The organism is Sphingobium sp. HDIP04 (genome assembly GCF_000445085.1).
In the GTDB taxonomy this organism is placed as follows: Bacteria; Pseudomonadota; Alphaproteobacteria; order Sphingomonadales; family Sphingomonadaceae; genus Sphingobium; species Sphingobium indicum.
In genome coordinates this window covers 1-18,653 of record NZ_ATDO01000141.1, presented here as the reverse complement: position 1 = coordinate 18,653, position 18,653 = coordinate 1, and the positions used below count along the sequence as shown (strand labels likewise).

The 18,653-nt window shown below is 66.0% G+C and carries 25 protein-coding genes; 14 read left to right on the top strand and 11 right to left on the bottom strand.

Annotated elements, in window-relative coordinates; genetic code table 11:
* Positions 1-2 precede the first annotated feature (2 nt).
* The gene (locus L286_RS48720) at positions 3-473 is read left to right on the top strand and encodes a hypothetical protein (RefSeq protein ID WP_152520550.1); all 471 of its coding nucleotides are present in this window, start codon (positions 3-5) and stop codon (positions 471-473) included.
* A gap of 47 nt (positions 474-520) precedes the next feature.
* Here the strand turns inward: L286_RS48720 and L286_RS45770 are convergent, their stop codons facing one another.
* Both L286_RS45770 and L286_RS49095 read right to left on the bottom strand, forming a co-directional pair.
* Positions 521-805, bottom strand: a complete 285-nt coding sequence (locus L286_RS45770) for a type II toxin-antitoxin system RelE/ParE family toxin (RefSeq protein WP_020817962.1) — start codon at positions 803-805, stop codon at positions 521-523.
* Positions 795-968: a hypothetical protein gene (locus L286_RS49095; protein ID WP_020817963.1), complete on the bottom strand. Its 174-nt coding sequence runs from the start codon at positions 966-968 to the stop codon at positions 795-797. The genes L286_RS45770 and L286_RS49095 overlap by 11 nt, the downstream gene beginning before the upstream one ends.
* 198 nt (positions 969-1,166) lie before the next feature.
* On the opposite strand from L286_RS49095, the gene L286_RS45765 reads away from it, so the two are divergent.
* The gene (locus tag L286_RS45765) at positions 1,167-1,664 is read left to right on the top strand and encodes a glycine zipper 2TM domain-containing protein (protein ID WP_020817964.1); all 498 of its coding nucleotides are present in this window, start codon (positions 1,167-1,169) and stop codon (positions 1,662-1,664) included.
* An 85-nt stretch (positions 1,665-1,749) separates the two neighbouring features.
* Here L286_RS45765 and L286_RS45760 read toward each other — a convergent pair whose 3' ends face one another.
* The gene (locus L286_RS45760) at positions 1,750-2,325 is read right to left on the bottom strand and encodes a thermonuclease family protein (RefSeq protein ID WP_020817965.1); all 576 of its coding nucleotides are present in this window, start codon (positions 2,323-2,325) and stop codon (positions 1,750-1,752) included.
* Between the two features lie 116 nt (positions 2,326-2,441).
* Between L286_RS45760 and L286_RS45755 the strand changes: the two genes are divergently transcribed.
* Positions 2,442-2,834: a globin domain-containing protein gene (locus L286_RS45755; RefSeq protein WP_013041321.1), complete on the top strand. Its 393-nt coding sequence runs from the start codon at positions 2,442-2,444 to the stop codon at positions 2,832-2,834.
* A 26-nt stretch (positions 2,835-2,860) separates the two neighbouring features.
* Here L286_RS45755 and L286_RS45750 read toward each other — a convergent pair whose 3' ends face one another.
* Complete coding sequence (locus tag L286_RS45750; RefSeq protein ID WP_007687970.1) at positions 2,861-3,166, bottom strand: hypothetical protein; 306 nt, start codon at positions 3,164-3,166, stop codon at positions 2,861-2,863.
* A 135-nt stretch (positions 3,167-3,301) separates the two neighbouring features.
* On the opposite strand from L286_RS45750, the gene L286_RS45745 reads away from it, so the two are divergent.
* The 5 genes from L286_RS45745 to L286_RS45725 all read left to right on the top strand — a co-directional run bounded on the left by L286_RS45745 (position 3,302) and on the right by L286_RS45725 (position 6,466).
* Entirely contained in the window at positions 3,302-3,682 is a 381-nt protein-coding gene (locus L286_RS45745) for a RidA family protein (RefSeq protein ID WP_020817966.1), read from the top strand.
* A gap of 5 nt (positions 3,683-3,687) precedes the next feature.
* Complete coding sequence (locus L286_RS45740; protein ID WP_021224020.1) at positions 3,688-4,044, top strand: ArsC family reductase; 357 nt, start codon at positions 3,688-3,690, stop codon at positions 4,042-4,044.
* On the top strand, positions 4,041-5,087 hold the full coding sequence (locus L286_RS45735; RefSeq protein WP_025161066.1) for a glycerophosphodiester phosphodiesterase: 1,047 nt from the start codon (positions 4,041-4,043) through the stop codon (positions 5,085-5,087). Before L286_RS45740 ends, L286_RS45735 begins: the two co-directional genes overlap by 4 nt.
* A 39-nt stretch (positions 5,088-5,126) precedes the next feature.
* Positions 5,127-5,552: an RrF2 family transcriptional regulator gene (locus L286_RS45730; protein WP_020819894.1), complete on the top strand. Its 426-nt coding sequence runs from the start codon at positions 5,127-5,129 to the stop codon at positions 5,550-5,552.
* A gap of 257 nt (positions 5,553-5,809) precedes the next feature.
* Positions 5,810-6,466 carry an MBL fold metallo-hydrolase gene (locus L286_RS45725; RefSeq protein ID WP_007687980.1) on the top strand — a complete coding sequence of 219 codons (657 nt, stop codon included), beginning with the start codon at positions 5,810-5,812 and terminating at the stop codon, positions 6,464-6,466.
* Between the two features lie 3 nt (positions 6,467-6,469).
* Here L286_RS45725 and L286_RS45720 read toward each other — a convergent pair whose 3' ends face one another.
* Complete coding sequence (locus L286_RS45720) at positions 6,470-6,901, bottom strand: MAPEG family protein (protein WP_007687982.1); 432 nt, start codon at positions 6,899-6,901, stop codon at positions 6,470-6,472.
* Positions 6,902-7,109: 208 nt separating this feature from the next.
* On the opposite strand from L286_RS45720, the gene rpmF reads away from it, so the two are divergent.
* The 5 genes from rpmF to L286_RS45695 all read left to right on the top strand — a co-directional run bounded on the left by rpmF (position 7,110) and on the right by L286_RS45695 (position 10,507).
* Positions 7,110-7,289, top strand: a complete 180-nt coding sequence (gene rpmF, locus L286_RS45715) for a 50S ribosomal protein L32 (protein ID WP_007687984.1) — start codon at positions 7,110-7,112, stop codon at positions 7,287-7,289.
* Positions 7,290-7,357: 68 nt separating this feature from the next.
* Positions 7,358-8,383, top strand: coding sequence for a phosphate acyltransferase PlsX (plsX, locus tag L286_RS45710; RefSeq protein WP_020819893.1), 1,026 nt, complete (start codon positions 7,358-7,360; stop codon positions 8,381-8,383).
* Positions 8,380-9,348 carry a beta-ketoacyl-ACP synthase III gene (locus L286_RS45705; RefSeq protein ID WP_020819892.1) on the top strand — a complete coding sequence of 323 codons (969 nt, stop codon included), beginning with the start codon at positions 8,380-8,382 and terminating at the stop codon, positions 9,346-9,348. Before plsX ends, L286_RS45705 begins: the two co-directional genes overlap by 4 nt.
* A gap of 433 nt (positions 9,349-9,781) precedes the next feature.
* Positions 9,782-10,078 (top strand): integration host factor subunit alpha, encoded by a 297-nt coding sequence (ihfA, locus tag L286_RS45700; RefSeq protein WP_007687990.1) that lies wholly within the window; start codon positions 9,782-9,784, stop codon positions 10,076-10,078.
* 72 nt (positions 10,079-10,150) lie between these two features.
* Positions 10,151-10,507: a MerR family transcriptional regulator gene (locus L286_RS45695; RefSeq protein ID WP_020819891.1), complete on the top strand. Its 357-nt coding sequence runs from the start codon at positions 10,151-10,153 to the stop codon at positions 10,505-10,507.
* A 148-nt stretch (positions 10,508-10,655) separates the two neighbouring features.
* On the opposite strand, the gene L286_RS45690 is transcribed toward L286_RS45695, so the two are convergent.
* From L286_RS45690 to L286_RS45680, 3 genes are all read right to left on the bottom strand, one after another.
* Positions 10,656-11,198 (bottom strand): SixA phosphatase family protein, encoded by a 543-nt coding sequence (locus L286_RS45690; RefSeq protein ID WP_007683108.1) that lies wholly within the window; start codon positions 11,196-11,198, stop codon positions 10,656-10,658.
* A 75-nt stretch (positions 11,199-11,273) separates the two neighbouring features.
* Positions 11,274-14,006, bottom strand: coding sequence for an ATP-dependent DNA helicase (locus tag L286_RS45685; protein WP_020819889.1), 2,733 nt, complete (start codon positions 14,004-14,006; stop codon positions 11,274-11,276).
* A gap of 52 nt (positions 14,007-14,058) precedes the next feature.
* Positions 14,059-14,415 carry a PilZ domain-containing protein gene (locus tag L286_RS45680; protein ID WP_013041332.1) on the bottom strand — a complete coding sequence of 119 codons (357 nt, stop codon included), beginning with the start codon at positions 14,413-14,415 and terminating at the stop codon, positions 14,059-14,061.
* A 241-nt stretch (positions 14,416-14,656) separates the two neighbouring features.
* Between L286_RS45680 and L286_RS45675 the strand changes: the two genes are divergently transcribed.
* Complete coding sequence (locus L286_RS45675; RefSeq protein WP_020819887.1) at positions 14,657-16,237, top strand: lysine--tRNA ligase; 1,581 nt, start codon at positions 14,657-14,659, stop codon at positions 16,235-16,237.
* 213 nt (positions 16,238-16,450) lie between these two features.
* Here L286_RS45675 and L286_RS45670 read toward each other — a convergent pair whose 3' ends face one another.
* The 3 genes from L286_RS45670 to L286_RS45660 form a co-directional block, all read right to left on the bottom strand.
* A complete protein-coding gene (locus L286_RS45670) occupies positions 16,451-16,921 on the bottom strand; it encodes an RcnB family protein (RefSeq protein ID WP_007683103.1) in 471 nt (156 codons plus the stop codon).
* 192 nt (positions 16,922-17,113) lie between these two features.
* Complete coding sequence (locus L286_RS45665) at positions 17,114-17,791, bottom strand: prolyl hydroxylase family protein (protein ID WP_020819886.1); 678 nt, start codon at positions 17,789-17,791, stop codon at positions 17,114-17,116.
* Positions 17,792-17,905: 114 nt separating this feature from the next.
* Positions 17,906-18,653 (bottom strand): RcnB family protein (locus tag L286_RS45660; protein WP_021224017.1); only part of this gene is annotated, 748 nt, incomplete at its 5' end.

Sequence of the window (18,653 nt, the reverse complement as noted above, 5' to 3'; positions counted from 1 at the left end):
CAATGACGACGCAACCCGAAAGTGAAATCACTCCACAAATACCAATCGAAACACAACCGCATTTCGATTGGTATCTCGGAGAATATGTTAAATTCGCCAATAAGGGACTACGATTTCCGATAACTCTCTATTGCAGCGGATTGCTGGTTTCGGGAATTATAATTGGTGGAGAAGAATATTTCGAAATGGCAGCCGAACAGGTGAAGCAAAGCTTTACCAATCCAGAAGAACAGGAGGTCATTTCGAACTGGGTAAGTGGCTGGAAATCGATCTATACTTCAGAAGATGACAATGAATCTGATGAAGGAGATGAAGCCGACGTCCATCCTCCCGGTTTTATTCATTTGATGGACGCAAAAATTTTTCATCCGGGGCAAATACCGATTCCCAGTGGGAAGGATGGAGTCCTCTGGCGGGGGCGTCTATCATCGATCAATGGTTTCCATTGGGGAGCCTTGGCGGTTACAAAATGAGGCGCGCCTACCCACAAGATTAAGGGCAAGAGAATTTAGCGCTGTGTTTATTCAGCCGGATACATCCGCCGCGTATGAATAATCGTCAGCACATCCACCTCAATATCTGATTCAATCCGATAGACGATCAGATAGGGCAAGCCGACCACCGAAAACTCCCGCGTGCCTTCCACGACACCTGCACGCCCAAGCAACGGAAACTGCCCGAACATCATCGCCGTCTGCACGACCCGCGCGACCACCTTCTCGGCCGCCCGCTCATCATCCTGCGCGATCCAGTCCCGGATCGCCGCCAGATCGTCCCGCGCTTGCGGCGTAAAATTAACGTTCAAGCCCGAAGTCGCGCAATATCCGTTCCATCGGGATCATTCCGGCACGATCTTCCGCCTGCGCCAGCCCCCGCTCAATCTTCCCGCGCTTCCACGCAGCATAGCCGCGCTCAGGCGTGCTGCCTTGCTCAGCCAGCTTGTCTTGCAGATCGGTACGGCTCTTCATGCGGCGAAGATGCCCCTCCCGCCTCCCGATTGCAAGACGATCACACCATTTCGGTCCAATCTCCCACCATATTGGTGGCGCAATATCCCAATCACCTTCCTAGCCTGACCTCCAAATTAACGCCTCGTTTTTGTTCCGTTCATGCAACGTTTATGTGCATTCGGATGTTCTCCCTCATCATAACCAAGGGAGCCTGAGATGAAGTTCACCCTGAAAACCGCCCTTGCCGCCCTGTCCCTCGGCGCCGTGGCGTTGAGCGCGGCTCCGGCCGCCGCTGATCCGCCGCCCTGGGCCGGTCACGGCAAGAAGCATAATCCCGGCCACGGCCGCAACGACTGGAAGCATGGCGGCAAGCATGACCGTTACCAGCGCCCCGGCCGCGTGATTTACAGCTATGACTGGAACCGTCCGGACCCGCGCTATGGCCGCTATTACCGGCCCGACCGCTATTATCGCGGCGGCTATGAGCCGATCCGCGTGACCCGCTCGACGCGCATCTATCGCGGCTATGACGACCGCTATTATTGCCGCCGCTCGGACGGCACGACCGGCCTGATCGTCGGCGCGGCGCTGGGCGGCCTGCTCGGCGGCCAGCTCGACCGGGGTTATTCCAACACGGCGGGCATCCTCATCGGCGCGGGCGCGGGCGCTCTGCTCGGCCGCGAAATCGACCGCGGCAATCTGAGCTGCCGCTAAAAAACGGAAAGGCTGAGGGAGCCGCCCTCCCTCAGCCCTCCTTCAACGCCAGGCCGATCAGCACGGGCCGATCAATGCCGGGCAATCAACACCACGGATGCCGCGCCCCGTCCCATTCCCGCGCCAACCCTTCGGCCACCAGCATCTCGCCGATCGACTGCCCGCCCCGCGTCACCACCCGCAGCGCCCGCCCATAGCGGTCCGTCTCCCGATCGCCGCTTTCCAGCGAGAAGGGACCGGCGTTCATCAACTGCTGCAATCGCTGCGTCGCCCGCGCCCCCAGCGCCGCTTCCTGGGCGCAGCGCGGACCATGCGTTTCGGGCGCGTCGATGTCCATCACCCTTATCTTTTCGCCGCGGAACCAGAAGGTGTCCCCGTCGACCACGCAATCGGCGCCGCCGCCGACATGGCAGAAGCCGAACCGCGCCGACAGCTTGTCCCCCGCGACGGGCGACGCCACCTCCCGCCAACTGCTCTGGAAGCGCTGCGCCAGATCCGGCCCGAACCAGCCCAGGCCCGCGCCCATCAGAACCCCGCCGATCACCAGCATGGCGACCGAAGGCCCCTTGGGCTTCCTGGGTGGCAGGCGTCCGCGCCCGGCCCGGCGCGCCTGCGCCAGCCAGATCACCTCATTGCGCGTCTTCCTGGTTCCTCGGCTCATGACGCGGCCATAACGAAAGGCGTCCCTGCCGTCTCGCGTCAAAAACGCGCGATTTGATCCATATCAATGACTCGCGGGCACAGGCCGCCACGCTGGCCCGACCAGCAGGAGGCCCCATGACCACCCCCTATGCCCGCATCGGCGGCGAGGCGACCGTCGCCGCCATCGCCAACCGCTTCTACGACCTGATCGACCGGGACCGCGCCTATGCCGATCTGCGCGCCATCCATGCGGCGGACCTGCGCGCCGTGCGCCATGGCCTCACCCGTTTCCTGGCGGGATGGTCGGGCGGTCCGCGCGACTGGTTCGAACGCGGCCAGTGCATCATGTCGCTGCACCGCGCCTTCCCGATCACCGCGGGGCTGGCGGATCAATGGTCCGCCGCCATGACCCGCGCCATAAAGGCGCAACCGGGCATCGACCCGCAACTCGCCGCTGCCATGGCCGATGCGCTCGGCCATATGGCGCGGGGGATGATCAACCTGTCGCTGGACCAGAACGCGGCTTAGCCGGATAGCAGGCCGGCGGCCGGACCTTATTCCTCGTCCTCGGTCGGCCCCAATATATCCTCCTCATCGTCCATCTGCGGTTCGCCGGCGAAGGCGTCATTGTCGATCCGGCCGGATCGGTTCATTTCCTCCATCCGTTCGACCAGATCGGGCGTGTCGTCGGGAATGATCTGCGCGGGATTGGGCCGTCCGCCGCGCTCGCTGTCCTCGGCCAGGTCCGTCGACCGCGCCCGCGCCTCGTCGGCCACGTCCTGCGCCTGCGACCCCGCTTCGGCCTGTTCGTCATTTTCCTCCCCCGCGTCGGGGAAGGGGCTGTCGTCGGGTCGGTTCATGCTCTGTCTCCTTCCTCGCTCCAACGGCCGGCGGCCCGCGCCGTTCCCGCCGGGCAAAAGGCGCTGGACAGCATCCTGCGAACGGGGCAAGAGCCGCAGCGATCCTTTTCGCTCCGTTCTGCACAGGGAACTTCCATGCCCCGCCAGCTCATTTCCTCCGGCTCGCCTTTCGAGGCGCAGGTCGGCTATTCGCGCGCCGTCGTCCAGGGCGACTGGTGCTTCGTCGCCGGCACCACCGGCACCGATCCCGAAACAAAGGCCATGCCCGAATCCGTCGTCGACCAGGGCAAGAATGCGCTGAAGGTCATCGGCCGGGCGCTGCAGGAGGCGGGCTTCTCCTTCGCGGACGTGGTGCGCGTCACCTATTACATCACGGACCCCGCCTATTGGGACGTGCTGGGGGAGGCGACCGCGCCGGTCTTCGGCGACATCCGCCCCGCCGCAAGCTGCATCGTCACCGGCCTCATCAAGCCGGAGATGAAGATCGAGATCGAAGTCACCGCGTTCAAGGGATAACGGCCATGCTGACCATGTACGGCATCAAGAATTGCGACACGATCAAGAAGGCGCGCAATTTCCTGGACAATAGCGGCAAGCCATACAGCTTCCACGACTACAAGGTGTCGGGCGTCGACAAGGCGAAGCTGGAGGAATGGGTGATGGAGCATGGGTGGGAAACCATCCTCAACCGTTCCGGCACCACCTTCAAGGCGCTGGACGCGGGCGACAAGGCGCATATCGATTCGGAAAAGGCGATTCTGCTGATGATGAGCAATCCCTCGATGATCAAGCGTCCGATCCTGGACCTGGGCGACCGCACCATCGTCGGTTTCAAGGCGACGACCTATGAGGAAGCCCTGGAGGGCGTGAAGGCATGATTTTGAGGGGGATGCTCCGAACATTCCTCCTCCTCACCCTTTTGACGGCGGCGCCAGCGATGACGGAGACCGGGGCGGAACCCTTCATCATCGCCCATCGCGGAGCCAGCGGCGAACGGCCCGAACATACGCTCGCCGCCTATGAACGCGCCATCGACCAGGGCGCCGACTATATCGAGCCGGACCTGGTGCTGACCAGCGACGGCGTCCTCGTCGCCCGGCATGAAAATGAGATAAGCGGCACCACCGACGTCGCCGATCACCCCGAATTCGCCGCGCGCAGGACCAGCAAGACCATCGACGGCCAGCCCGTCACCGGCTGGTTCACGGAGGATTTCACGCTCGCGGAACTGCGCACGCTGCGCGCCCGCGAACGGCTGCCGCAGCTTCGGCCCGCGAACAGCCGCTTCGACGGCCTCTACCCGATTCCCACCTTCGAGGAGATCGTGAAGCTGGTCCGCGCCAAGGAGGCGGAAACCGGCCGCCGCATCGGCCTCTATCCCGAAACCAAGCATCCCGCCTATTTCGCGGGCATCGGCCTGCCGCATCAGGCGCCCTTGCTCAATCTGCTCAGCCGCTACGGCTATCAGACGGAGGCCGATCCGGTCTTCATCCAGTCCTTCGAGGTCGGCAATCTCAAGGCCCTGCGCGCCGCGTCGCGCCTGCGCCTGATCCAGCTCGTTGCGGGCGAGGGCGGTCCCGCCGACGAGCCGGGGACGAGCTATGCCGACATGATGACGGCGCAGGGGCTGCGGCAGGTCGCGGACTATGCCGACGGCATCGGCCCGGCGGCGGCCATGGTGCTGGCGCCCGAAGGCCCGACGGGACTGGTCGAACGCGCCCATCAGGCCGGATTGCAAGTCCATGTCTGGACGCTGCGCATGGAAAACGGCTTCCTGCCCGCCGCCTTCCAGCGCCCCGACGATCCGCAGGGCCGGGGCGATTTCGCCGGCTATGTCCGGGCGGTCGCCGGAACGGGCGTCGACGCGATGTTCAGCGATTTTCCGAAACAGGCGCGCCAGGCGCTGAATCCCGCGCCCTGATGACTTGTCAAATCTGCGGCGGCAGCGAATAACAGCCCCATGCTTTCGCAGAAGACCCGTTACGCCATCCGCGCCCTCCAGCATCTCGCAGACCGCTACCGGCAGGGTCCGGTGCCGCTGAACGAGATCGCCACGCGCCAGAACATCCCGTCCAAATTCCTGACGGTGATCCTGTCGGAACTGGCGCGGGAGGGACTGGTCGCGACCCAGCGAGGGCGCGACGGCGGCTATTGGCTGGCGCTGGCCCCGGTGGACATCAGCTATGGCGACATCGTCCGGCTGACCCGCGGCTCGCTCGCGCTCACGCCCTGCGCCAGCCGCTTTGCGCATGAGACCTGCACCAACTGCCTGCCCGAATCGGAATGCCGCCTGCACCGCGTGATGCTCCGCGTGCGCGACGAAACCGCCAAGGTGCTCGACAGCATCAGCCTGGCGGAACCCTTCGCGACGGGGGAAATAGGGTAAGAGGGCCTTTGGCCGATCCAAGATATTCCCCTCCCGCAGGCGGGAGGGGCCAGGGGTGGGCGCGAGCGGAGCGAGCTTCTGACTTAGCCCCGTTGCAAAACAATGCAGATGTCGCGCCAACCCACCCCCTAACCCCCTCCCGCCTGCGGGAGGGGGGATGAAGGTAATCCACACCAGCCGCCTCGGACCGGAGCTGCAAAACCCCTCCCCCTCCCCAAAGCCTTGCGCCCGGCGCGCAGCTTCGCCACATCAACGCCATGACGACTCCGCCCCTCAAAGCCGCCCTGATCCCCGTCACGCCGCTCCAGCAGAATTGCACGCTCTTCTGGTGCACGGCGACCAATCGCGGCGCCTTCGTCGATCCGGGCGGCGATCTGCCGCTGCTCAGGAAGGCGGCCGAGCAGCATGGCGTCACCATAGAGAAGATCCTCGTCACCCACGGCCATATCGACCATTGCGGCCAGGCGGGCATCCTCGCCCGCGACCTGGGCGTGCCGATCGAAGGCCCCCATGAAGCCGACCGCTTCTGGATCGACCGGCTGGGCGAGGACGGCGCGAGATATGGCATCAACGGCGAAAGCTTCGAACCCGACCGCTGGCTGAAGGACGGCGACCAGGTGACGGTCGGCAACCTCACGCTCGACGTCTATCATTGCCCCGGCCACACGCCGGGCCATGTCGTCTTCCACCACGCCCCCAGCAAGCTCGCCATCGTCGGCGACGTGCTGTTCCAGGGTTCCATCGGCCGCACCGACTTCCCGATGGGCAATCATCAGGATCTGATCGACGCGATCACCGGCAAGCTATGGCCCCTGGGCGGCGACACGGCCTTCGTCCCCGGCCACGGCCCGATGAGCAATTTCGCCCATGAACGCCGCACCAATCCCTTCGTGGGGGATGCCGTCCTGGCTTGAGCGTCAGCGAATCATCGCCATGGCGGGCGGCGCGGGCACTTCCCGCGTCGCGCCATAGGCGATGGCGAGCGCCGTCACCGCCATGCCGACCATCACCACCCAGGTCAGCAGCGCCCCGCCCGCGCGCCAGACGGTCGGCTTGTCCGCATCCATCCCGAATCCATGGCCGATTCGCGCCAGCACCAGCACCAGCGCCGCGCCCCACAGCCAGATCGACGCGCCGACCGCCAGTTCCACCAGTCCGAACAAAATCAGCGTCACCGGCACATATTCGATGAAATTGGCATGGGCGCGCATCCGCCTGGCCAGCATCGCGCTGCCGCCGTCGCCATGCATCACCTGGCTCGCGATCCGGATTCGCGTGCAGCGGAACCCCAGCCACATGTTGATCAGCGCGCAGGCCGCGGCCAGGGTCAGCGTGATCGGCAGCAACATCGGATTTCCCCCCTTTTATCGTGACGCCCCCAGAATAGGGCGGCGCCATGCCGGGGCAAGGAAGGACTTGCGCATGGGCCAAAAAACGCTATAGGCGCAGGGCTTCGCGATCATCCGGGCCGCATGGGTCTGCGGCGCCGTTGGCGTCGGCATCCATCGGATACGGCCAGTCGCACTAACAGATCAATTTATGGAATAAGGTGCCGACATGGCTGTCCCCAAGAGGAAAACGTCCCCGTCCCGCCGCGGCATGCGCCGCAGCCATGACTCGCTGCGCGTCGAGGCCTATCAGGAATGCTCCAACTGCGGCGAACTGAAGCGTCCGCACAATCTCTGCGACGCCTGCGGTCATTATAACGGTCGCGAAATCGTCGCCGTCGGGGCCTGACGTTCCGGAATTTCTCCTGAAAAGGGTGCGTTAACTTGTCCAGCCAACCGCGAATCGCAATCGACGCGATGGGCGGGGATGAAGGCGTGCGCGTGATGATGGCGGGCGTGGCGCTCGCCCGTCGCCGTCACGAAGGACTGCGCTTCACCCTTTTCGGAGACGAGGCGCGGATCAAGGCCGCGCTCGACAACCACCCCAATCTGCGCGCCGCGTCGGAAATCGTCCACGCGCCCGATGTCGTGGATGCGGGCGACAAGCCCAGCGTCGCCATCCGCAAGAAGACCAGCTCCATGAGCATGGCCATCGCGGCGGTGAAGGCGGGCGAGTGCGGCGCTGCCGTCTCCTCCGGCAATACCGGCGCGCTGATGGCGATGGCGAAGCTGGCGCTGCGCACCATGAAGGGCGTCGACCGTCCCGCGCTGGCCGCCATGCTGCCGACGCTGGGCGACAATGACGTGGTCATGCTGGACCTGGGCGCCAACACCGAATGCGATGCCCGCAACCTCGTCCAGTTCGCGGTGATGGGCGCGGCCTATGCCCGCATCGCTCTTGACCTGGAACGCCCCCGCGTCCGGCTGATGAACATCGGCACGGAAGAGATGAAGGGGACGGAGGAAATCCGCGACGCCGCCGCCATCCTGCGCGCCGCGACCAGCCTGCCGCTGTCCTTCGACGGTTTCACCGAAGGCGACAAGATCGGCCGGGGCGATGTCGACGTCATCGTGTCGGACGGCTTTTCCGGCAATGTCGCGCTCAAGACGGCGGAGGGCACGGCCCGCTTCGTCACCGACCTGCTGCGCACCGCCTTCACCAGCTCGATCCGCTCGAAGCTCGGTTTCCTGATCTCCAAGCCCGCCATGCACCTGCTGCGCCATCATCTCGACCCAAACAACCATAATGGCGCCGTTTTCCTGGGCCTGAATGGCGTGGTGGTGAAAAGCCACGGCAGCGCCAACGACAAGGGCGTCGCCAATGCCGTCCATGTCGCCGCCCGGCTGCTGGAGGAAGACATCACCCGGCGCATCGCCGCCGACATGCATGGGATCGAGGGGCTGACCGCCCCCGCATCCAGGATGGAGCTGCCCGCAAAGTGATCCGCCGATCCATTCTCCTGGGCACGGGCTCCGCCCTGCCGGCCCGCGCCGTCAGCAATGCCGAACTGGCGGAAACCGTGGACACGAGCGACGAATGGATCGTCGAGCGCACCGGCATCCGCACCCGCTACATAGCGGGGGAGGGCGAAACCACCGCCACCCTCGCCACCGACGCGGCCAGGGCGGCGCTGGAAGCCGCCGGGATCGGCGCGAGCGACATCGACCTGATCATCCTGGCGACGGCCACGCCCGACCAGACCTTCCCCGCCAGCGCGACCATCGTCCAGGCTGCGCTGGGCATCGACGATTGCGTCGCCTTCGACGTGGCGGCGGTCTGCTCCGGCTTCCTCTATGCCGTCACCGTGGCCGACAGCATGATCCGCTCCGGCGCGGCGCGCAACGCCATCGTGATCGGTTCCGAAACCTTCAGCCGCATCCTCGACTGGGAAGACCGCACCACCTGCGTCCTCTTCGGCGACGGCGCGGGCGCGGTCGTGCTGGGCGCGGAGGAAAGCGCCGACGGCAGGCGCGGCATCCTCGCCTCGAAACTCCATGCCGACGGCCGCCACAACCAGCTTCTCTATGTCGACGGCGGCCCTTCGACCACGCAGACGGTCGGCAAGCTGCGCATGAAGGGTCAGGAAGTCTTCCGCCACGCCGTCACCAACCTCGCCTCCGTGCTGACCGAGGTGATGGCCGCCGCCGACATGACCCCGGCGGACATCGACTGGCTGGTCCCGCACCAGGCCAATGCCCGCATCCTCGACGCGACCGCGCGCAAGCTGAAACTCTCCCCGGAAAAGGTGGTGATGACGGTGGATCGCCACGCCAACACCTCCGCAGCGTCGGTCCCCCTGGCGCTCGACCTCGCCATGCGCGACGGACGCATAAAGTCCGGCGACCTGCTGGTGCTGGAGGCGATGGGCGGCGGCTTCACCTGGGGCGCCTGCGTCCTGCGCGTGTAGGGCGGGCTTTGGCCATCCCAAGACATTCCCCTCCCGTAAACGGGAGGGGTTAGGGGTGGGCGCGACCCCGGACTTGATCCGGGGGAGCTTCTGACTTGGCCGTTGCAAAACAACGCGAATGTTGCGCCAGCCCACCCCCTAACCCCCTCCCGCTTGCGGGAGGGGGAACGTCCGCTCTCCACCCTTTGCCGGCATCAGGCGGTACCTGCTCCGGTCCGCGATGCCCTCGATCCCACTCGATCCCGCCCAAAACGGACGACATCCCTGCCCATGGCCCTCGCAAATCCCATTCCGGGACCGCTATACCGTCCAATTTTCACGGTTTTTTAAGGATTTCGGCAACCGCTGATCTTGCCGAATCATGCAAAATCGCGCACATTGTCGAATGATCACCCGCATTTAGGCTTGACGGGTGTCAAGGTGGGGAAATGCTATGAGCGGTAACGGAACTCTGACGCGCGCGGATCTCGCGGAGAGCGTGAACCGTCATATTGGCCTTTCGCGGGCAGAGGCGGCAACCTTGATCGAATCCATTTTGGAGCATATGTCCGCCGCGCTCGAACGCGGGGAAAATGTGAAGATCTCCAGCTTCGGCACTTTCGTGCTGCGGGACAAGACGCAGCGCATGGGCCGCAACCCCAAGACGGGCGTCGAAGTGCCGATCGAGCCGCGCCGGGTGCTGACCTTCCGCGCCAGCCAGACGATGCGGGACCGTGTCGCTTCGGCCTGAGAGGGCGGCCGTCAAAACAGCCATTTTCCCGAAGGTTGACCTTTGCGCCGCTACAGGTGCAACATCAGGACCATGGAAAAGGCAGAGGGCGCATTTCTGACGATCAGCGAGCTGGCGAGCGAACTCGGTCTGCCGCAGCATATCCTGCGCTATTGGGAAACGCGCTTCACCCAACTCCGCCCGCTCCAGCGATCGGGCAACCGCCGCTATTACCGGCCGGCCGACGTGGCGCTGGTGCGGCGGATCAACCATCTGCTGAATGTCGAGGGCTTCACGGTGCGCGGCGCGCAAAAGGCGCTGGCCGATGGCGGCGGCGATCCGCCGTTAGCCACCCCCGCGCCAAAGAATGACGAAACGGACGCCGGCGCCGATCTGCTCCCGCGCCTGGAAGCCATCCGCGCCGTTCTGGCCAAGGCGATCGGGGAATAGGGACCATCCGTTCCGCTATGGACGTTCCTGCACGCCAGCATGCGGCATTCCGGCCACGTCCGGGGCAGCCATCATCCCACCGCCGCTGCATGAGCCAGATCCATCGCGGGCCTCCGCCCGCCGCCGGAGGATCGGCGTTACCGCCCGCTCAGCGCGAGCCCGGTCCCAGCGCCGGGTCCAGGTCGCGTGGGCGCGTGAAGCTGGCCAGGGTGGCGATGTTGGCCTTCGCCTCGCTCCAATGGTCGATGGGCAGATCCAGGACGGCGATGGAGGCGGTCGGGAACTTCACCTCCACATCCTCGCGCAGCGGACTCGCGCCGTCGTCGGGAACCAGGTCCAGGACCAGTTCCTCCAGCCCCGGATTATGCCCCGACATCAGCACGCTGTCGGCGCTGTCGGGCAGGTCGCGGATCACGTCGAACAGGGTCGGCGTGGAGGCCAGATAGATGCGCCGGTCCCAATGCGGATCGACCACCTCGCCATAGCCGGTGAAGAAGACGTTGAGCGTTTCCACCACCCGCACCGCCGGGGAAGCGACCACCATGTCGAAGCGGATGCCCTTTGCCCTGGCGAACTCGCCCATGACCAGCGCGGCCTTTTCCCCGCGGCCGTTCAGCGGCCGGTCGAAGTCCCGCGCAACCGGATCGTCCCAATCGGACTTGGCGTGACGGAACAGGATCAACCGCTTCATTTTTGCTCCAGGTCGCAGAGTGATTTCGAAGCGGGTGGAACAGCCGCTGACTCGGAAATCACGAAAACAAAGTCTCTAGGTGCCGGATTCGAATTGCTGATGCCCTAACGCGGCATGGCTCCCATGGCCAGCGCGGGATTGCCCGCTGACCGATATGATCGCCTCGTCCAGCGTCAGGCGGCGGATCGGCGTGCCGGGCGGAAAGGCGCTCAGCAACCGGCTGGGCATGGCGGCGGACAGGATGACGAAGCTGCCCCGGTCCTCCGCCCGCCGGATCAGCCGGCCGAAGGCCTGCGCCATACGCGCCCGGATCAGCCGGTCGTCATAAGCGCTCCCGCCGCCCGCCAGCTTGCGCGCCGCGTGCAGCACCGTGGGCTTGGACCAGGGCACTCCCTCCATCACCACCAGCCGCAGCGAATGGCCAGGCACGTCCACCCCGTCGCGCAGCGCATCGGTGCCCAGCAGCGAAGCGCGGGGATCGTCGCGGAAAATGTCGATCAGCGTGCCGGTGTCCATCGGGTCCACATGCTGCGCGTAGAGCGGCAACCCCGCCCGCGCCAGCCGGTCCGCGATCCGCGCATGCACCGCCCGCAGCCGCCGGATCGCGGTGAACAGCCCCAGAGTCCCGCCGCCCGCCGCCTCGATCAGCCGCGCATAGGCCCCGGACAATGCCGCGATGTCCCCGCGCTTGATGTCGGTCACGATCAGCACTTCCGACCGTTCCGGATAGTCGAACGGGCTGCTCGCCTCGAACTGCTCCGCCCCGCGCGGCAGGTGGTTCGCGCCGCTGCGGCTCGCCGCATTGTCCCAGTCGCCGCCGCCCTTCAATGTGGCGGAGGTGATCAGCACCCCCTGCGCCGGTTTCAGCACCGCCTGCGCCAAAGGCCGCGTCGGGTCCAGCCAATGGCGGTGGATGCCGATGTCGAATTCCCGCCCCTCGATCCGCTCGACCGCCAGCCAGTCCACGAAATCCGGGTCCGCCGGTCCGCCGATCCGCGCCAGCAGCGCCAACCAGGCCGTCACCAGATCCCGCCGCCAGCCCAGCGAGGCGATCGCCCCCTCGACCCGCGCCCGCGCCGCGCCGTCCAACCAGTCGGGCGCTTCCTCGATCACCGCCTCCATCCGCTTGCCCAGATGGGTCAGCGGCCGCAGCAGATTATCGAGCGCCCGCGCCGCCTCCTGCGCGGCCTCGACCAGCGCGCCGTCCGGCTCGGCCAGTTCGGTTTCCAGCCCATAGCCCGCATCGGCCTCGCCCGCATCGGCGGCCCGCGCATAGACCGTCCCGCGCACCGCGGCGAGCAATTGCTCGACCGGCCCGAACGGCTCGCCCGCGACGATCCGCTTCAGCCATTCGTCGGCGGGCAGCGCCCGCGCCGCCTCCGCCGCCGCCCTGATCGCCTCGCCGCCCTGCTCGTCATAGCTGGCAAGGTCCGACAGCCGCGCCGCCAGCCCGCGCCGCCGCCCCCGCGCATTGCCCTCCGGCCCCATCACCCAGCGGCGCAATTCGATCGCCTCCTGCCCCGACAGCGCGACGGAGAAGGTCGAATCCGCCGCATCGAACAGATGATGGCCCTCGTCGAACACGATGCGCTGCGGCGCCTGCCCCGTCTCCCGCCCCCGCGCCGCATTGATCATCACCAGCGCATGATTGGCGATCACGATGTCCGCGTCCGCCGAAGCCCGCGCCGACCGTTCGATGAAGCATTTTCGATAATGGGGACAGCCCGCATAGATGCACTCGCCGCGCCGGTCGGTCAGCGCCGTCGACCCGTTGCGCCGGAACAGGGTCGGCAGCCATCCGGGCAGGTCGCCGCCGATCATGTCGCCATCCTTGGTGAAGGCCGCCCAGCGCGCCACCAGTTGCGCCAATATCGCCGCCCGCCCCGCAAAGCCGCCTTGCAGCGCATCCTCCAGGTTCAGCAGGCAGAGATAATTTTCCCGCCCCTTGCGCACCACCACCCGCTTCGCCGCCACGGCGGGATCGGGGAAGAGGCGCAGACTTTCCCGGTCCAATTGCCGCTGCAACGCCTTGGTATAGGTGGAAATCCACACCGTCCCCTGCGCCTCCCCGGCCCAGAGCGACGCGGGCGCCAGATAACCCAGGGTCTTGCCGATCCCCGTCCCCGCCTCCGCCAGCAGCATATTAGGCTGGTCGCGATGCGCCCTGGGCCGGAAAATCTCCGCCGCCGCCGCCGCATAGGCGCGCTGCCCCGGCCGCGCCTCCGCCTCCGCGCCCGTCAACTGCTCCAGCCGCGCCACCACCGCATCGGGTTGCAGCGTCACGGTGCGCGGGGCAGGGCGCGGCGGGTTCTCCTCCCATTCGGGCAGCTTGGAAAAGAGCCAGCGCTCCGCCTCCTTCGGCGTGACGATGCGGCCCGCCAGCAGCGGCGCCCAGGGCCATCGCAGCCGGTGCAGCGCCTGCGCCGCCGTCCAGCCGCCCTCGCGCTCCGTCCAGGCAGGGGATTCCAGCGTCGCCAACAGGGCGGCGGTCGCCGCCTGCAACAGTTCGGGAATATCGGATTCGCTCGCCGGACGCGGCAGGTCCAGCGCTTCGGCCAGCCCCTTGGGCGTCGGCACCAGGAAGCGCGCCGGATGGATGAAGGCCCATAATTCCAGCAGGTCGAGGCCATTGAGGTCGGGATAGCCCAGCCGCTGTCCGGTCAGCGGCGCGTTCAGCAGCAATGTCGGCGTTTCGGCCGTCCGCGCTATGGCCGTGCCCTTGGCGACGGCGGCGGTGCGATCCGCTTCCCGAAGCCAGATGCCGCCATGGCTGGCGTGAAGGGCGGGCAGGGCGGCGGGGTCGATCACCCGTCCCGCTTAGGCGAACGGGAACAAAAGGGAAACCTGAAAAGCGCCGGATTCAGCCGAAACGACGTCCGAAACCGCCGGCGGGACGAGCGCCCAAAGTCCGGGGTTGAAGGGCCGTGGGAGTCAGCCGCGCCGCCCGCGCAATCTCCAGCCGGTCGAACAGCGGCCCGTCGGCCAGTTCATAGGGGAAGCGGATGCCCATGCGGTCCTCTTCGGACCATTGCACCGTGCCGAACACGACATGGCCCTCATAGTCGATCTGGCACTGGCTGCGCACCGGCAGGCCGCAGCCCGCGACCTGCGCGCCGCCTTCGCTCAAATCGACGATCGTTCCTTCCATGCTGTCGAGCACCGTCGTCACCACGACTGGTATATCGACCGTTATTCTATGACGGCTGCGCGGCTGCATAGTCCCTCCTGAGCCCCCTAAGCTCCCGATAAATATGCCTCATCAAGGTTAATCAAAGTTAAATGGGGATGGGGGAAGGCCGCCATTCGTCTCCATTTCGGCACCTGGAATCGCCGCTTAGGGTCCAAAATGAAGGCTGATCTATATTAACGGAGCCTTAGCCTTTCGGCCCGCCGCCATGATGTTTTCCGAGTCGTCAGATGTTTCCAACCGCCGCGAAAATGCTTAGGGGGCATGCATCATGACCGTGTCCGAAATCATCCGCACCGCCGCGCAGGCGTCCAAGGCCTGGCCCTATGAGGAAGCGCGCAAGCTCCTGAAGCGCTATCAGAACGGCGCGCCCGAAAAGGGCCATGTGCTGTTCGAAACCGGCTACGGCCCGTCGGGCCTGCCGCATATCGGCACGTTCAACGAAGTGCTGCGCACCACCATGGTCCGCAACGCCTATCATGCGCTGTCGGACATCCCCACCCGCCTGATCGCGTTCAGCGACGACATGGACGGGCTGCGCAAGGTGCCGGACAATGTCCCCAACCAGGCGATGCTGGCGCAGCATCTGGGCAAGCCGCTGACGCAGGTGCCCGACCCGTTCGAGAAGTTCGAGAGCTTCGCGCATCACAACAACGCCATGCTGCGGGAATTTCTCGACCGCTTCGGCTTCGATTACGAGTTCGTCTCCGCCACGGAACGCTACAGGTCCGGCGCGTTCGACGACGCGCTGAAAAACGTCCTGCGCCATTATCGGGACATCATGGACATCATGCTGCCGACCCTGCGCAAGGAACGGCAGGCGACCTATTCCCCGGTCCTGCCGATCAGCCCGAAGACGGGCATCGTGCTGCAAGTGCCGGTGGAGGTGATCGACGCCGACCAGGGCATCGTCCGCTTCGAGGATGAGGGCGACGTCATCGAACAGTCGATCCTGTCGGGCGGCGCGAAGCTGCAATGGAAGGTCGACTGGGCGATGCGCTGGGTCGCGCTGGGCGTCGATTATGAGATGGCGGGCAAGGATCTGATCGATTCCGTCACCCAGTCGTCGAAAATCTGCCGCGCGCTCGGCGCCCGCCCGCCCGAAGGCTTCAATTACGAGATGTTCCTCGACGAAAAGGGCGAGAAGATCTCCAAGTCCAAGGGCAACGGCCTCAGCCTGGAGCAATGGCTGACCTATGGCCCGCAGGAGAGCCTCGCCTTCTACGCCTATCGCGAGCCGAAGAAGGCCAAGCAGCTCCACATGGGCGTCATCCCCCGCGCCGTGGACGAATATTGGCAGTTCCGCGGCAATTATCCGAACCAGCCGGTCGAACAGCAGCTGGGCAATCCGGTCCACCACATCCATGACGGCAAGCTGCCGGAGGGCCGCCTGCCGGTGACGTTCGGCCTGCTGCTGAACCTGGTCGGCGTGATGGGAGACGCCAGCCGCGAACAGGTCTGGGGCTATCTGCAGAACTATGTCGCGGACGCCAATGCGCAAAGCTATCCGGAACTGGACGCGCTGATCGGCCACGCGCTCGCCTATCACCGCGATTTCGTCGCCCCGACGCTCAGGCGCCGCGCCCCCACCGACAGCGAGGCCGCCGCCCTGCGCAGGCTGGACGCGGAACTCGCCGCCCTGCCGGAAGGCGCCACGGCGGAGGACATCCAGAACATCGTCTACGCCATCGGCAAGGACGAGGCCTATGGCTTTGCCGAACTGCGCGACTGGTTCAAGGCGCTCTACCAGACGCTGCTGGGCGCGGACCAGGGGCCGCGCATGGGCAGCTTCATCGCGCTCTACGGCGTGGAGAACAGCCGCCGCCTGATCGCGGAGGCGCTGGCCGCCTGAGCGGCGCGCAGCGGAACATAAAGGGGCGCCGGGCGTTTCGCCATATGGTCCACCCCCTTTCGGACTGATGGTGCGTTTCACGCGCCATCGGCCGCGCCCGCCCGGAAACGAGCGGCGCGGCCAAGGGGGATGAACAGGACCGAAAGCGCCATAGCGCAAAAGGAAACGGCCCCTCGACCTTCGTCGGGGGCCGTTTCGTCATTCGGGCGGCCGTTACCAGAAGAAGCCGCGATGCACTTCCATAACCCGGCCGGTCCGCACATTGACCAGCAGCACGTCGTTATAATGCCTCACCCACCGCAGGTTCGCGCCGGCGCGGGGCAGGCGATAGCGATAGGGGTCGGCGATATAGTAGCGCGAGCTGTAATAAGCGGGCCGGAGCCGCGCGCCGACTTCCCAGCGATTGTAGCGGAAGGGCGCGCGCCAGTTGCCGCCGCGATAGACGTCGCGGTGCGACCGGCGGTAATCGCGCCAATCCTCCCGCAATTCCTGCCGCGCCTCGCGCACGTCGCGGCGTTCCTCGCGCACGTCGCGCCGGTTGCCGTAGCGCTGGGCGTCGCGCAGGTCGCGCTGTTCCTGGCGCAGGTCGCGGGCGCTGTCGCGCACCTCGGCGCGGGACTGGGCCATGGCGGCCCCTGGGATGACGGTGGCGGCCATCAGGCCCAAGATGATCAATTTACGCATAGGTCTTCTCCCATTGCCTGGCGGCTGAAGTCCGGTGGGGAGGGGGGAAACTTTCCCCCGGCCCGCCGGTTCCGCCGACCACGAAGACGGTTATGCGTCCGGCCACCTGAACATGCCGGGAATGAAACGGTCAGGAATCAGTCATTTATGTCGCACTTTGTATCAGCGGCCGAAGCGGCGACGGCCGGGGGATCAGGGCGTCCAGGGCCGCTCCCGAAACCATTTGGTGACGACATATTTGGCGCCCCGCTCCACCGGGCGCGCGGCGTGCAGGCTGAACGGATTGGGCGATCCGTCCCGCTCCATATTGTTCCACATCAGCAGCATGCCCTCCACCGGCGGGACCATGAACCCGCAATGGGGGAAATGCGTCTCCCCGCCCGCCTCCACCGGGGACAGGTAGATCATCGCCGTCCAGCTCCGCTGCCCGCCGGTCTTCAGCATGGCCGGCCAATAGCTGGCCGTCACCGGGAAATAGTCGCAATGCGCCTTATATTCCTGCCCGGCCTGATAGCGCTGCCCCTGCAGGGTTTCGCCATGCTCCCCGGCCAGGCCCATCAGCGCGCAGATCCGGTCGCTTACCGCCATCACCAGCGGACTCCAGGGGCTCAGATGGCAGCTCGCGCTGGTGCGGTAATCGGCATTGGCGCTGCCGGAAAACAGCGTGGAGGGCTGCGCCCCCGCATCGATCAGTTCCCGCAGGCCCGCGCATTCCTCCGCGCTCAGAAATTCCTGCCGGCCATAGATCTCAAGGTGCGGCGTATCGATCCGACTGACCATCGGATTGCGCTCCAGCCGCGCCCGCACCGTCTCCCCGATCCGCGCCCGCGCCGCGGAGGCGACGCCGCCATCGTCAACAATCTCGCTCATGCCGCTTTCCTGCCACCGCGCGGGCGCCCGGCGCAAATGAAAAGGGCCCGGAACCTCACGGCTCCGGGCCCAGTATGTCCTGAAGGCCAGTTCAGGAGCGCCTGTCTTCCGGCATCACCAGAAGAAATCGTGGATCACGTCGACCACATAGCCGTCGCGTATGTCGACCAGCAGCGCGTCGTCATAATAGCGAATCCAGCGCAGCGTGCCGTAGGCGGGCGGCAGGCGGTAGGAATAGGGATCGTCGATCCAGTAGCTGTTCGAATAGAGCAGGCTGTTCAGGAAGATCCCGATGGAAAAGCGCGAATAGCCATAGCTCCAGCCGCGCGGCGCATAATAGCGGCCGATCCGGTAACGGTCGCCATAGCGTGCGCGATAGCTGTACCAGTCATAGCGCCGGTCGTTGCGCCAGCCATTGTCCCAGCGCCTCTGCCCCTGCCACCGTGTGCGGTCGTCGAAGCGCCGCCCAGCGTTCCAGGCGGACCCGCCGTTCCAGCCCGAACCGCCGCCGTTCCAGCGGCGGTCGTCGCGCCTGTCCCGATCGTTCCGGTTCCAGTCGCCCCGATCCCGGTCGTTCCGGTTCCGATCGTCGCGATTCCAGTCCCGGCGGTCATTGTCGCGCCGGTTGTCCTGCCAGTTCGGCCGATCCCCGTCCCGCCCGTTCCAGCCGCGCCGGTTCCTGTCGTCGCCGCGCGGCGTGGTCTCGAAACGCTGCTGGTCGCGGTTCCAGCGGGTGACCGTCGCGGGGCCGCGCTGCTCCGGCCGCGCTTCATTGCCGCGCCATTGCGGCTGGGCGGCCTGCGCCGAGCGTTCCGGCCGCTGCTGCCGCATCTCGCCGCCCCGCCACTGGCGTTGCGCCTGT

Coding starts and splice junctions, on each gene's coding strand:
- L286_RS48720 (WP_152520550.1), top strand. CDS start 3: ATGACGACGCAACCCGAAAGTGAAATCACTCCACAAATACCAATCGAA.
- L286_RS49095 (WP_020817963.1), bottom strand. CDS start 968: ATGAAGAGCCGTACCGATCTGCAAGACAAGCTGGCTGAGCAAGGCAGC.
- L286_RS45765 (WP_020817964.1), top strand. CDS start 1,167: ATGAAGTTCACCCTGAAAACCGCCCTTGCCGCCCTGTCCCTCGGCGCC.
- L286_RS45760 (WP_020817965.1), bottom strand. CDS start 2,325: ATGAGCCGAGGAACCAGGAAGACGCGCAATGAGGTGATCTGGCTGGCG.
- L286_RS45755 (WP_013041321.1), top strand. CDS start 2,442: ATGACCACCCCCTATGCCCGCATCGGCGGCGAGGCGACCGTCGCCGCC.
- L286_RS45750 (WP_007687970.1), bottom strand. CDS start 3,166: ATGAACCGACCCGACGACAGCCCCTTCCCCGACGCGGGGGAGGAAAAT.
- L286_RS45745 (WP_020817966.1), top strand. CDS start 3,302: ATGCCCCGCCAGCTCATTTCCTCCGGCTCGCCTTTCGAGGCGCAGGTC.
- L286_RS45740 (WP_021224020.1), top strand. CDS start 3,688: ATGCTGACCATGTACGGCATCAAGAATTGCGACACGATCAAGAAGGCG.
- L286_RS45735 (WP_025161066.1), top strand. CDS start 4,041: ATGATTTTGAGGGGGATGCTCCGAACATTCCTCCTCCTCACCCTTTTG.
- L286_RS45730 (WP_020819894.1), top strand. CDS start 5,127: ATGCTTTCGCAGAAGACCCGTTACGCCATCCGCGCCCTCCAGCATCTC.
- L286_RS45725 (WP_007687980.1), top strand. CDS start 5,810: ATGACGACTCCGCCCCTCAAAGCCGCCCTGATCCCCGTCACGCCGCTC.
- L286_RS45720 (WP_007687982.1), bottom strand. CDS start 6,901: ATGTTGCTGCCGATCACGCTGACCCTGGCCGCGGCCTGCGCGCTGATC.
- rpmF (WP_007687984.1), top strand. CDS start 7,110: ATGGCTGTCCCCAAGAGGAAAACGTCCCCGTCCCGCCGCGGCATGCGC.
- plsX (WP_020819893.1), top strand. CDS start 7,358: ATGGGCGGGGATGAAGGCGTGCGCGTGATGATGGCGGGCGTGGCGCTC.
- ihfA (WP_007687990.1), top strand. CDS start 9,782: ATGAGCGGTAACGGAACTCTGACGCGCGCGGATCTCGCGGAGAGCGTG.
- L286_RS45695 (WP_020819891.1), top strand. CDS start 10,151: ATGGAAAAGGCAGAGGGCGCATTTCTGACGATCAGCGAGCTGGCGAGC.
- L286_RS45690 (WP_007683108.1), bottom strand. CDS start 11,198: ATGAAGCGGTTGATCCTGTTCCGTCACGCCAAGTCCGATTGGGACGAT.
- L286_RS45680 (WP_013041332.1), bottom strand. CDS start 14,415: ATGCAGCCGCGCAGCCGTCATAGAATAACGGTCGATATACCAGTCGTG.
- L286_RS45675 (WP_020819887.1), top strand. CDS start 14,657: ATGACCGTGTCCGAAATCATCCGCACCGCCGCGCAGGCGTCCAAGGCC.
- L286_RS45670 (WP_007683103.1), bottom strand. CDS start 16,921: ATGCGTAAATTGATCATCTTGGGCCTGATGGCCGCCACCGTCATCCCA.
- L286_RS45665 (WP_020819886.1), bottom strand. CDS start 17,791: ATGAGCGAGATTGTTGACGATGGCGGCGTCGCCTCCGCGGCGCGGGCG.